At 69.4% G+C, this 13045-nt stretch carries 9 protein-coding genes and 1 tRNA gene; 2 read left to right on the forward strand and 8 right to left on the reverse strand.

Features of this window, described 5'->3' with window-relative positions:
* Positions 1–41 precede the first annotated feature (41 nt).
* The 3 genes from lysA to CDO52_RS23245 all read right to left on the reverse strand — a co-directional run bounded on the left by lysA (position 42) and on the right by CDO52_RS23245 (position 3522).
* A complete protein-coding gene (lysA, locus tag CDO52_RS23235) occupies positions 42–1433 on the reverse strand; it encodes a diaminopimelate decarboxylase (protein WP_017620934.1) in 1392 nt (463 codons plus the stop codon).
* 127 nt (positions 1434–1560) lie between these two features.
* A complete protein-coding gene (locus tag CDO52_RS23240; RefSeq protein ID WP_094932699.1) occupies positions 1561–3123 on the reverse strand; it encodes a DALR anticodon-binding domain-containing protein in 1563 nt (520 codons plus the stop codon).
* Between the two features lie 9 nt (positions 3124–3132).
* Complete coding sequence (locus CDO52_RS23245; RefSeq protein WP_017620936.1) at positions 3133–3522, reverse strand: response regulator transcription factor; 390 nt, start codon at positions 3520–3522, stop codon at positions 3133–3135.
* Between the two features lie 107 nt (positions 3523–3629).
* On the opposite strand from CDO52_RS23245, the gene CDO52_RS23250 reads away from it, so the two are divergent.
* A tRNA-Arg gene (locus CDO52_RS23250) sits at positions 3630–3701 on the forward strand.
* Positions 3702–3781: 80 nt separating this feature from the next.
* Here the strand turns inward: CDO52_RS23250 and CDO52_RS23255 are convergent.
* Entirely contained in the window at positions 3782–4117 is a 336-nt protein-coding gene (locus CDO52_RS23255) for a hypothetical protein (protein WP_017620937.1), read from the reverse strand.
* A gap of 1135 nt (positions 4118–5252) precedes the next feature.
* Here CDO52_RS23255 and CDO52_RS23260 point away from each other — a divergent pair.
* A complete protein-coding gene (locus CDO52_RS23260) occupies positions 5253–5996 on the forward strand; it encodes an ABC transporter ATP-binding protein (protein ID WP_152471831.1) in 744 nt (247 codons plus the stop codon).
* Positions 5997–6105: 109 nt separating this feature from the next.
* On the opposite strand, the gene CDO52_RS23265 is transcribed toward CDO52_RS23260, so the two are convergent.
* From CDO52_RS23265 to CDO52_RS23280, 4 genes are all read right to left on the reverse strand, one after another.
* Complete coding sequence (locus tag CDO52_RS23265) at positions 6106–8964, reverse strand: helix-turn-helix transcriptional regulator (RefSeq protein ID WP_026126224.1); 2859 nt, start codon at positions 8962–8964, stop codon at positions 6106–6108.
* A 980-nt stretch (positions 8965–9944) separates the two neighbouring features.
* A complete protein-coding gene (locus CDO52_RS23270) occupies positions 9945–10724 on the reverse strand; it encodes a thioesterase II family protein (protein WP_017620940.1) in 780 nt (259 codons plus the stop codon).
* Entirely contained in the window at positions 10721–10987 is a 267-nt protein-coding gene (locus CDO52_RS23275) for an acyl-CoA carboxylase subunit epsilon (RefSeq protein ID WP_017620941.1), read from the reverse strand. The genes CDO52_RS23270 and CDO52_RS23275 overlap by 4 nt, the downstream gene beginning before the upstream one ends.
* Positions 10987–12600, reverse strand: a complete 1614-nt coding sequence (locus CDO52_RS23280) for an acyl-CoA carboxylase subunit beta (RefSeq protein ID WP_017620942.1) — start codon at positions 12598–12600, stop codon at positions 10987–10989. Before CDO52_RS23280 ends, CDO52_RS23275 begins: the two co-directional genes overlap by 1 nt.
* Between the last annotated feature and the right edge of the window lie 445 nt (positions 12601–13045).

Here is a 13045-nt window from a genome sequence, read left to right on the forward strand (position 1 = left end):
GTCATCGTGGCCCTCTCCTTTTCTCCGAGGGCCGCAGCCACTCAGCCTACGTCCAGGCGGAGCAGGTCGTCCTCGCTCTCCCTGCGCATCAGCGTCCGGGAGGCGCCGTCGCGCACGGCGACGACGGCCGGGCGCGGCAGGTGGTTGTAGTTGCTGGCCATGGAGTAGCAGTAGGCACCGGTCGCCGCGACCGCCACGAGGTCGCCCGTGCGCAGGTCCGACGGGAGGTAGAGGTCGTGCACGATGATGTCGCCGCTCTCGCAGTGCTTGCCGACGAGGCGGGAGAGCATCGGCTCGGCGTCGCTGCCGCGGGAGGCCAGCACACAGGTGTACTCGGCGCCGTACAGGGCGGTGCGGATGTTGTCGCTCATACCGCCGTCCACGCTGACATACGTGCGGATGCCCTCGACGTCCTTGATCGTGCCGACCTCGTACAGGGTGATGCCGCAGGGCCCGGCGATCGCGCGGCCGGGCTCCACCGCGATCCGCGGCACCGGCAGCCCGGCGGCCGCGCACTCGCGGTGGACGATGGACAGCAGGCTCTCGGCGATGGCCTTGGGGGCCAGCGGGGTGTCGGAGGCGGTGTAGGCGATACCGAGCCCGCCGCCGAGGTCGAGTTCGGAGAGGGTCACGCCCAGCTGGGCGTGGATGAGGGTGAGGAACGCGGTGACGCGGCGCGCCGCGACCTCGAAGCCGGCGGTGTCGAAGATCTGCGAGCCGATGTGGGAGTGCAGCCCGACCAGCTCGATGTGCTCGGCGGCGAGGACGCGCCGGACCGCCTCCTGGGCGGCGCCGGTGCTGAGCGCGAACCCGAACTTCTGGTCGTCGTGGGCGGTGGCCACGAACTCGTGGGTGTGCGCCTCGACGCCGGTGGTGACGCGGATCAGCACCTTGGGCACGCGGCCGTGCGCGGCGGCCAGCCGGTCGAGGCGGTCGATCTCGTCGAAGGAGTCCACGATGATCCGGCCGACACCGACCTCCACCGCGCGCGCCAGTTCGGCCTCGGACTTGTTGTTGCCGTGCATGCCGATGTCCTCGGCGGGGAAGTCGGCGGACAGCGCGACGGCGAGTTCGCCGCCGCTGCACACGTCGAGCTTGAGGCCTTCCTCGCGGACCCACCGCGCGACGGCCTTGGTGAGCAGCGCCTTGCCCGCGTAGTAGACGTCGCCGCCGGTGTGGGCGAAGGCGTCGCGGTAGTCGCGGGCGCGCGTCCGGAAGTCCTCTTCGTCCAGGACGAACAGGGCGGTTCCGTACTCGCGGGCGAGCTGCGAGACGCCGATGCCGCCGATGGTGATCTCACCGTCGACGCGACGGGCCGTGGCCGGCCAGACGCGGGGGTCGAGCTCGATGAGGTCCTGCGGCGGGCTCGGCGGGTGCTCCTCGGGGAGCACGTCGGCGTGGCGCGGGCCTGCTGGGTGGGCGTAACGGCTCATGGGCGTGCGCTCTCGGCTGGGTTCGGTGGGTGGTGCGTCATGTGCGGCGAGTCCGGCCGCTCGGCGACGGCGCACGGCCGCACCGGGCGACGGGACGCACGGTTGTGGCGGGCCGGGGCCCGGTTGTTCACAGCCGTGTGGGCGCGGACACACCGAGCAGGGACAGCCCCGTTCTGAGCACACCGGCCGCGGCGGCACAGAGTTCGAGCCGCGCGGCGATGCCCTCCCCGCAGGTGCCACCGCCCGTTTCCGGACCGATCACGTCCCCGATTACGGCACCGCGGGATTCCCGCCATTCATGGTAGGCAATAGCCAGACCTTCGAGGTAGCGCACCAGGGTATGGGGTTCTCGACGCCGCCCGGCGGTGGCGAGAACGCCGGGTCCGTCGAAGAGTACGCCGATGAGCGCGGCGGCCGCAGGTTCGTCCAGCGCCGCGACGGCGGCGGGGGTGAGATCGATGGTCGCACTGGGATCAGAGTGACCGGACGCGGGATGACCGGACGTGGCCGCCGGGAGCTGACCGGCGGGGGCGGGAGAGTCCCCGAGCGCGTTCGGTTCGAGCCGCACCTGCACCAGCGGTTCCGTGCGTCGGTCGGAAGCCGTTGAAGGACGGGGGGACTCGGCCCCTCCCGCCGAGCTGGACGGCGCGGAACGCGACCCGGTGGGCAGTGATCTGGCGGGAAGCGCCGGGACGTTCCAGCCAGAGGCGTGGGCCCAGGCCAGGGTGGCGACGGCGTGGGCGTGCGCGTAGCGGACGAGGAAGGCGGGGTTGGCATCGGTGTGCCGCGCCCAGTTGCCCGGGTTCTCGGCCGTCGGGAGCGCGGGGAGACCGGCGCCGGTCTCCTCACCCCGGCGCGGCCGTTCGGGGATGGAGCGGCAGAATGCCACGCGGGCGCTGGCCTCGCCGGTGACGGCCAGCAAGCGCGCGACGGGTCCGTAGGGGCGCTGCGCGTCGAGGTAGGGATCGCGCCAGGACACCTCGGGGATACGGACGGCTTCGGAAGCAGAGGCGCTCCGCGCCGCAGAGGAAGTGGCCCGTGCGGGGGTGTCGCCGTACGTGCCGCCGATGCCGCCCGCGTGCGCGACCTCGCGTGCGTGGACGATACGCCGCCGGGCGTCGCCGCGCGCCAGTTCCCGGGCCTCTTCGACGGTCGGCGCCTCGTGGAGCGCGGACAGCGCCCACACGGGCCGATGGCCGCGGCCGCCTCCGGCTCGCCCGCCGCCGGAGGCCTCGCCCTGCTCGCCCTTCTTCGCACCCGTACCGCTCTGGCCACCGGTGAGATACGCCGCACCGTCACCGACGGCGTAGACCAACGACACGCGGGCGTCGGGGGTGAGGGTGACGTTGAGGAAGCCGCGCCCCTCGACCACGGCGTCCACCACCTGTGGGCGCGTGCGCAGTTCCCGAGCGATATCGGCGGCGAGCCGGTCGGCGGGCACTCCCGACAGCCCGGCCAAGCGCATCGGCAGGGCGCTGGCATAGTCCCCGGGTGCATCAACGGGCGGCCGACGCGGCTGCGCGTCGGGGATCCGCACGGGATCGACCCCGCTCACCTCGGCCGCGACCGCGCGCAGCAGATCGTTCACCCACCACGGCGTCGCCCCGCTCAGCACGGACCGCGCCTCGAACGACGCCGCCGACCGCACGCCGTCCTGCCCGTTGTCGTTCTCGCTATGGCCGTCCCGCATACCCGTGCGTCACCCGCCCTGCGGCAACCCGGCGAGGTCGCGCACGATCCGGACGAGTTCGGTCGGCTCGAACGGCTTGGTCAGGTACCCGTCGACGCCGATCTCCTGTCCGCGCTTCACATCGTCCCCCTGGGCGCGAGCGGTGATGAGCAGGACCTTCATGTCCTGGGTCTCCGCACTGTCCCGGAGCCGCGACGCCGTCACCCAGCCGTCCAGCCGGGGCATCATGACGTCGAGCGTGATCACGTCCGGCCGCACCTCGGCCGCCTGCTCCAGGCAGTCCTCTCCGTCCACGGCGGTGTGCACCTCGAACCCCTCCAGCTGCAGATTCACGCTGATCAGCTGTCGGATCACCTCGTTGTCGTCGACGACCAGTACCCGTGCCAGCACATCACCCACGGCCGTGAGACTAGCGCCCCGTCGCCGCAACCGCCGGAGTATCGCCGAAGCCGGGATCAATTGCGCGATCCACCCTCCGCGCCCTGCTAGAGTTATTCCCGCAGCGCGCCCCCTTAGCTCAGGGGATAGAGCAACGGCCTCCGGAGCCGTGTGCGCAGGTTCGAATCCTGCAGGGGGCACACTGAATACAGACGCGAAGGGCGGCGACTCCAGCTGGAGTCGCCGCCCTTCGCGTTGTGCTCATTGTCGTTCCGCATGGTCATCCGGACGGCCCGTCATCCGTGTCCGGACGGGTGAGGCCGACGGCGGGTTCGGTGACCGCCGAGAGGGGTTCTTGGGACACCGTGTCGCCGTTGTCAGGGTCGCCGTCACCGTTGCCGTCGGAGGGCGAGGGCCCCTCCGAGCCCGGGGACGGGGGATCTGTCACGACCCCCGACGGGCCGGGGCTGTCGGGGGGACATGTCCCGGCCGCGATGCCGCCGCCGACGCCGACGCCGAGGAGCGTGCCTCCGTCGCCCAGCACGTAGGCCAGGATGAAAGTCGCCACGGTATCCAGCAGCAGGGTCAGGAGCCATGCACCGACGATTCTGCCCATCGCACTGCCTTCGGGCCCGCGGTTCGAATAGTGCTTTTGTGCCGACGACCGTATCGGGAGCGTAGATCGTGATCAATAACCCGACCAGGAAAAACATCAAGATCACGCACGGTGAGTGAGTGATATGTTCCGTTCGGGCGTCAGAAAATGCGCTGGATGCGCCGATCGTGACAGATGTGCTCGCATCGGCCAGCCGTGTGGTGCCCGCGCACCGGGGACGCCAACCCGCATCACCCGATCCCTCAGCCTTTGCGACGACGGTATTCGGCGGATTATTTGGGATCCACCCCGCTTAATCGTGCTTCGGTCAATTGATCGCTCCGACGCGTTCCGTGCAATTATGATGCGCCGGCGGTGGTACTTTCACGGTTTCAACACGATTGCCTAACGAGGGCCGCGCGGACAGACACAGGGAAGGGCGGGACCGCCACCCCTAGGAACCACGAGTGTGGTCCCCGCACCCCTGACTTCAGGGATTCGCCCACTAGGCCATGGGATGCGTGATCGACGTCGAATGTGGTGGCAGCACCCGTGCGCGTCCGGGGTAAACACACCCGTGCGACGCACCTCGGTGACCTGCGAAGCTAAAGGCATCAGGAAAACCCCGGTAAAAGGTCGGAGGTGGGACGTGCGTTCCGATCATCGCCCGCTGCACGCGCGGCGCGCCCGCCGCGCCCCGCTCGGCATCAGGACATGCCAGGGGCACCGGGAGCGGCACGGCGACGCGGTCGCCCGCCTCGGCCACCAGCCACAAGGACCCTTCTCAAGATCCTTTCCGACCTGGCCGTTCGAAATCGTCCGCCCGGTTCACCCGCCGGACGGGACTACGAACATCCTTACTACACAAATGACTAAGACGTATGTATACTCACCACCGCAATCGAACCATACCCCGTGGCCGTTAAGGCCAAAGAGAACACCACGGCCGGATGTGCACAGCGGCCCGATTCGCCCAGCCGGGCGCGCCCACATCAGAAATTGAACGCGCCCGATCCCCCAACTGATATTCTCCCGCGATGCGAACAAAGATCATGAACCTCACGACATGATCGGCATTCTGCACCACATCCGTTCTGTTGCGGGCACTTCAGGACAAACACATACCCTGTCATAATCATCGAAGGTGGGATCTCTCGTGCGATCGTCGGTAGAATTGAGCGCCCCCGGTGTCCATGAGTTCCGCGATGAACAGGACAGCCTCATATCCCGCGCGGAGGCGCCGCAGCCTTTCGCTCTGCAACTGAGTGGACTGTGCAAGCAGTTCAGCGACAAACTGGTGATGGACCACGCCGAACTCTGCGTCCCGGATCGCTGTGTTTTCGGCCTCGTCGGCCCCGCAGGGGCCGGTAAGACCACCCTGTGGTCGATGTCCGTCGGGCTCCTCCCGCCCGACCAGGGCGATGTCCGGATCTTCGGGATGGACATGTGGTCGGAGCCGGCGCGCGCCAAAGCGGTGCTCGGGGCGCTGCCCGATGAGCCGTCGATTCCCGATCACTGGACCGGCCGGGACTGGCTGACCTCCGTCGCGATGTGGAACGGGCTGGACCCGGTCAAGCTCGCGGTCCGCGCCGAGCAGCTGCTGGGGCTGTGGGACCTCACCGAGGCCGAGACCACGCTCGTCCGGGAGTACTCCACCAGCCTGCGCAAGAAGATGGGGCTCGTCGTCGCGCTGCTGCCCAGTCCCCGGCTGCTGATGCTCGACGACCCGTTCGTCGGCGTCGATGCGGAGTCCGCCGAGATGATGCAGGAGATGCTGCGCTCCTACGTGGACGACGGCGGCACCGTGGTCCTCTCGACCGAGGCGGAGGACCTGGCCGAGGAGGCGTGCGACGACGCCGCGGTGATCGTCGACGGGCGGTTGTTCCCCGGCCGGTGCTGACGAAGGGCGTGCCCACCGAATGATGAGCACGCCCTGATGAGCGAATCTGTGATCTCTTGTGGACCCTGTACCTCGTGCGGCCGGGGGGACGCCGCACGACGGCCCCGAGTCAACTCGCGCTGTCGGCCATGAGCAGGGGGAGCTCGGTCGGCAGATCGGTGCGCCGGTTGACGTTGAGCTTGCGGTAGACCCGGGTCAGGTGCTGCTCGACGGTGCTCACCGTGATGAACAGCTTGCCCCCGATCTCCCTGTTGGTGTGGCCCAACGCGGCCAGGGCGGCCACCCGCCGCTCGGCGTCGCTCAGGACCGCGAACACCTCGGCCTCGGGCGACGCCGCCTTGTCGCCGCCGACACCGTCGGAGCCCTCACTGGGGAGCAGCCGCTGGCACAGCGCCTCGGCGTTGCAGCTCTTGGCGATCTGCTTGGCGCGGCGCGCCATCAGCCGTGCGCGGGCGAACTCCCCGAGCTTGTGGTGGGCGTCGCTGAGGTCCGCGAGGGCCAGGGCGAGTTCGAGCCGGTCGCCGCTCTCCTGGAGGCGCTCCACCGCCTCCTTGAGCATCGGCGCCCGCTTCTTGACGTCGCTCGTGGCCGCGAGGACCCGCAGCGACATCCCCCGCACCCGCGGGTTCCCGGCCCCCGGCCGCCCCAGCTGCTCGACGACGAGCTCCCGCGCCGTGTCCGGCCGACCGAGGCGCAGGTACACCTGGGCCGACGCGGTCCGCCACGGCAGCAGTCCGGGGAGGTCGAGGTTCCACTCCTTGACCAGGGATCCGCAGGTCTGGAAGTCACCGAGCGCGGCGTGCAGCCGGTTCGAGGCCAGGTAGTAGTGGCCCCGCGCGTAGAGGTAGCGCGGCCAGAACCAGGTCTGTGCCATGTTCTCCGGCACGACCTGCTTGGTTAGCTCTTCGGCCTCGGTGAGCCGCCCCATGGCGGTGGTCGCCTGGAGCAGATGGGCCATCGGCGAACCGACGACCACCCCCCAGCTCTGCGGGGACATGTCGGTCAGCGCTTGGCGAGCGTACCGCTCGGCCGCCGCGAGGTCGCCCTGGCGCAGCGCGATGCGCGCCCGCATATCGGCGAGGACCGCCGACCACGCGTGCAGCCCGCGAAGCTTGGCCTCGTCCCCGAGCGTGACGCACCACTGCACGGCCTTGTCCAGCCGGTCGGCGTGGATGAAGACGAGCAGCGCCCCCAGAACGGACTCGAGAACGGTCTCCGAAAGGCGGCAGCTCTGCAGCACCTGCTCGGCGCGGCCGATGGCTTCGTCGCCCCGGCCGTTGTTCATCACATCGGTGAGCGTGGCCTCCGTGCGCACTCCCCGATGCCGTTCGACCGTTGTGCCGTCTCTGCCCTGCTGACCCCGGGTCCTCGGCCCGGGCACCGCCCCCTGCCGCGCGGCACCGTGCCCCATGAAGACGGGGGTGCCGCCGGCTGTCGGTAGGCGTGGGTGGCACAGGCGCAGCCAGTCCCTGGTGAGGTTGAGCTCCGCCTCCGTCCAGGCGTCGGCCTCGTGCTGGGCCCCTTCGAACCAGTCGAGCGTCCCGGCCGCCTCCTCGCCCCGACCGTGCCAGAGCAGGTACCTGCCGAGCGCCATGACGTCGGCGCCCTCCAAGTGCCCCTCCTCGAAAGCGGTCGTCAGCGGGGGGATCAGGCGTGAGACCGCCGAGGGGTTGACCCCCCACTGAACGCGTGCGAGCAGCGCCGTGATGACGGCCCGCCTGCGCTCGTCCCCGGAGGCCCGCGCGGCCAGGTCGAGGCACTCGATGGCACGCTCCGCCTCCCCCATGGCGAGCGCGTGCTTGGCGGCGTCGCGCAGGACCTCCGCCATCCAGTCCTCGTCGACGCCGCCCCCGGCGGTGATGAGGTGGTCGGCGATCTCGGCCGGGTCCGCTCCTTCCTGGTACATCAGCCGTGCCGCCCGCAGATGCATGACCGCCTGGCCCTCAGGCGCCAGGTCGCCGAGCACCGCGGCGCGGACCGCGGGGTGCCGGAACCCGACATCGTCCAGCAGGCCCGTCGTGTTCAGCGCGGCCAGGACCGGCTCGACCGATGCCGCCTTCACCTTGAGCAGGCGGGCGACCGCGAACGCCGACGCGGACGGGCCGAGCAGCGCCACCGCGTGCGCGACCTCGAGCAGCCGCGGCTCCCATCGGTGCAGGCAGGACAGGACCGCCTGCCGAAAGGACTCCCCTGGCACGAGGTCCGCCGCACCGGCGCCGCTGTCGGTCGCGGTGTGGTGGTGGTCCTCGATCAGCCCGTGCAGGAGGACGAGGTTGCCGCCGCTGACCGCGTGGTAGACGGGGGACAGCCGTCGGGCGTCCTCCGTGCCCATGTGCTGCCGCAGTAGCTCCTCGACGCCATCGGGGGACAGCGGCGTCAGCCGGATGCGGCCGCAGTTGGGCTGCCGGGTCAGTTCGGCGTGGAACAACGGGTAGGCGGGCCGAGGCTGCTGCCATTCGCTGAGCACCATCATGGCCCGGCTGGATGTCAGCCGCCGCTGGATGTAAAGGAGCGCCTGCAAACTCGGACCGTCCGCGTGCTGTACGTCGTCGACGCTCAGCACCACGGAACGTTCACGTGCCAGTTCCAGCAGCAACGCGCACAACCCGTAGGCGACGTGGGCGTGCCGCTGGCCGAGGGTGACCGGATCCGGTTCGTCGGCGGTGAAGCCCATCGGCTCCGGCCGCAGCAGGTACTCCACCCGCTCCGACATCCCGTGGGGAAGGACGGCGGAACGGAACAGCTGACCCATCACACCGAGCGGCAGGACGCGCTCCGCACGTGAACCGGCGGCGTGGAGGACCAGTGCCCCCTGGTCGGCGGCGTGCTCGTGAAAAGCACTCACGAGTTCGCTCTTGCCGCTCGCCCCAGGACCGGTGACCAGCACGACCTGCCCTTTACCGTTCACACTCTCGGTGAACAGTCGATTCAATGTCTCTAATTCACGTCTCCGCTCCGCCATCTGCATCCGCGTCACCGTCCTCTATTTGCGTCTCTGCATAAAAGGGTGAGTCGGTGAGACCCGGACCCCTCTCTGCCCCACGCCAACCTACCCGCGGGAGAAAGTGAAGTACAAGCGTCTAACTTTGCGACTCTCCGCATGCGGGTGTACACTAATCGGCACTATCGCCGTGCCAGTTGGGTGTTTTCCGGCAGCATCGACTAAAGGTCAGCGGCAGTGCCACGAATGGCCACCTGGACGACAGGCCACGGACTTCCCCCGGTCGACAAATCGCCCACTGATGACCGAAACCGGATAACTGGCAAGCCCCGAAACACGCGCTTCACACCGCGTTCATGGGGGCACTTAATGATGTGAATCCATGGTACTTCAGCCGACCCACCGTCGGAGCATCCACCCCCGGAGACGGCGCCGACCACCTCAGCGATCGGCATCTGGGCAGGTGGGGCGGCATGCGCGTCGGCGCTGCCGAACGACCGAATTCACCGCACCTTCACGTGGTCGACCACGCGGCGCCCTTGACGGAACTCTCACGTCGCGCCCGACCGCCCGATCATGCGATTCTTCATGATCATTTAGCGTCAACGGGCCGGACTCATGATCTTGACACCGAAGAATGTCGAAATTTGGCCCCCGACGGGGGGCATGAACCCCGGGTGAATGTCGAGCGGCGCTCGGATCCGCCTTGCCCCCGCCAGAAGGGGAACGAGACGGGCCGAACGCCGCCACAGCTACATTCTGCAAGATGTTGAATCCGGGATAATGTCCGGACGCGGCCACCCCACAACCGCGGCTAGGGGAATTACACGAGATCGACCGTCGACGTTTTCGCTTTCAACGACCTGATCATTCCCTGTAAACGCACCGCACACTCAGAGCGTCGCGCCGAGCTCACCACCGGTGACCATTCGGTGCGAAGACCGGCCGAAGTCCTGGTCACTTCCGGCCCCCGCGTTCTCCGCGCCCTGCACCGGCCACGCACGGCCTCAGTCGCGGACGGGCGACCGGCTCTCGATGTGGTCGGTCATCACCTTCATCACCGCGGCGGCATGCGCGGTCAGGAAGAAGTGCCCGCCCTCGTACACGTGCAGGTTGAACCCGCCGCTGGTGTGATCCGCCCACATCCGCGCCTCGTCGAGGGTCACCTGGGCGTCGTCGTCGCCGGTCATGGCGATGATCGGGCAGCTCACGTCCGGACCCGGGGTGTAGCGGTAGGTCTCGGCGGCCCGGTAGTCGGCGCGCACGGCGGGGAGGATCATCCGCAGGATCTCCTCATCCCCCAGGACGGCGGCGTCCGTCCCGCTCATCCGCTTCAGTTCGGTGATGATCCGGTCATCGTCCGCGAGGTGCACCCGCTCGTCCCGAAACGCCGTCGGCGCCCGCCGACCCGACACGAACAGGCCGGTCGCGGTGACTCCCTCCTGTTCCAGCCGCCGCGCGACTTCGAAGGCCAACGACGCCCCCATGCTGTGGCCGAACATGGCCACGGGGCGGTCGGTCCAGGCGCGCAGCTCCGGCACGACCAGTTCGGCCAGCTTCTCGATGTCATCGACACACGGCTCGGAACGCCGGTCCTGGCGCCCCGGGTACTGGATCGCGAGCACGTCGACCGCCGGGGACATCGCCTGGGAGACGGGGTGGAAGAACGTGGCCGATCCCCCCGCGTGCGGAAAGCAGACCAGACGCGTGCGGGCCTCCGGCGCCGGGTGGAACCGGCGAATCCACGCGCCGTTGCCTCCGCGTTCTCCTGACTGTGCTGCCTTCACTCCGTGTCCCTTCTGGCCGTGACCGGCCGTCGTCCGGCGTGTGCCACCGGGTGTTCCTCCGCCCAGGCCCCGGGCGGGGTGTAACCGCGCCACTGGGTCCAGCGCGCCGACCTCGGAGCCGAACGCTGTGGGCTGGACGCCCCGGCCCTGCTCCGCATGAGAGCCAGGACCGCCACCGTGATCGCGGCGATCTCCTCGTCGTCCGGGGAGCCCCGGACGATCCGCATGAACGGGGCCTCCCGGCCCTCCTGTGCCGCGCCCATCAGACCGGTGGGTTGCCGTGCTTGCGGGCGGGCAGCGGCGCGTGCTTGGTACGCAGCATCTCCAGGGCGTCGATGAGGGTCGCCCTGGTCAGCGCCGGGTCGATGACGTCGTCCACCAGACCGCGCTCCGCGGCGTAGTAGGGGTGCATGAGCTCCTCGCGGTACTCCTTGATCCGCTGTTCCCGGGCCACCTCGGGGTCGGGGGCGGCGGCGATCTCGCGGCGGAAGACGACGTTGGCCGCGCCGTCGGCGCCCATCACCGCGATCTCGTTGGTCGGCCAGGCGAACGACAGGTCGGAGCCGATCGAGCGGGAGTCCATCACGATGTAGGCGCCGCCGTAGGCCTTGCGGACGATGAGCTGGATCCGCGGCACGGTGGCCGCGCAGTAGGCGTGCAGCAGCTTGGCGCCGTGCCGGATGATGCCGCCGTGCTCCTGCTCCTTGCCGGGCATGAAGCCGGGGACGTCGACCAGCGTCAGCAGGGGGATGTTGAAGGCGTCGCAGACCTGGACGAAGCGCGCCCCCTTCTCCGAGGACTGGATGTCGAGCACACCGGCCAGGGAGGCCGGCTGGTTGGCGATGACGCCCACCACATGCCCGTCCATCCGGGCGAAGCCGCAGATGATGTTGGTGGCCCAGGAGGCGTGCACCTCGAACAGGTCGCCGTCGTCGACGATCTCTTCGATCACGGCGCGCATGTCGTAGGACCGGTTGGGGTCGGCCGGGACCAGGTCGAGCAGGCTGTCGTTGCGCCGGTCGGCGGGGTCATCGCAGTGCACGGCGGGCGGAAGCTCGCGGTTGTTCTGCGGCAGCAGCGACAGCAGGTAGCGGACTTCCTCGATGCACTCCTTCTCGTCGTCGTAGATGAAGCCGCTCGCGCCCGAGACCGAGGCGTGCACCCGGGCGCCGCCGAGGTCCTCGTGGCTGATCTCCTCGCCGGTCACCGACTGGACGACGTCCGGCCCGGTGATGTACATCTGCGCCGAGCCCTCGACCATGAACACGAAGTCGGTGAGCGACGGCGAGTAGGTGGCGCCGCCCGCGCACGGGCCGAGCATGACGCTGATCTGCGGGATAACACCGGAGGCCTGGACGTTGCGGCGGAAGATGCCGCCGTATCCGGCCAGTGCGGTGACGCCCTCCTGGATCCGCGCCCCGGCGCCGTCGCTGAGGGCGACCAGGGGTGCCCCGGCCGACTCGGCCAGGTCCATGAGCTTGTGGATCTTCTCCGCGTGCGCCTCGCCCAGGGACCCGCCGAAGATGCGGAAGTCGTGGGCGTAGACGAAGACCTTGCGGCCGTGGACGAGCCCCCAGCCCGTCACGACGCCGTCGGTGTAGGGGCGGCGGGCCTCCAGCCCGAAGCCGGAGGCGCGGTGGCGGCGAAACCGTTCGATCTCGCGGAAGGTGCCCTCGTCGAAGAGCAGATCGATCCGCTCGCGCACGGTCAGCTTGCCCTTGGCCCACTGCGCCTCGGTGGACCGCAGCCCGGGGCCCTGGCGGGCCGCGTCGGCGAACTCGCTCAGTTCGGCCACTCGCGCCCGCAGGTCGGGGGGTCCCGCGGCGGTGTCCGTGGTCCCCGCTCCCCCGATGTCGTCAGCCTCTGTCACGGTCATCCGCATCCATCCGTTCGGTCAGGCGATTCCACGCGATCGGCCCGGCCGAGGCCGGCGCCTGCCCCCGCGCACCCTTGCTCCGGTCCGCGCGCACTGGCGCAGGACCGGGCCTGGACATACGTTCGGATAAACAAGCCAACACTCATTAAACCGAGGACTGGTCGAGTGTCGCTACAGTTCTCACCCCCTAAGCTCGGCGCCGTTTCCCCCTACTCATCGGCCCACGTCGACGACCTCGGTGATCATGCTCTTCGGGGTCGCCCCACTACTCTTCGCGCGCGGTTTCTGGGCGTAGCTATCTCGTCCTGAGCGTTTGGCCCTTACGCGCGGTGCCGACCCCTGCCCGCTCCCCCGTTGATCTCGGAGATATCGACCGAATAGCGGCGGATATTCGGTCGATATCTCCGAGATCAACGGAGGGCTGCACCGGCGGACCGGTGCAGCC

Origin of the sequence: Nocardiopsis gilva YIM 90087, assembly GCF_002263495.1 — a bacterium.
Classification (GTDB): domain Bacteria; phylum Actinomycetota; class Actinomycetes; order Streptosporangiales; family Streptosporangiaceae; genus Nocardiopsis_C; species Nocardiopsis_C gilva.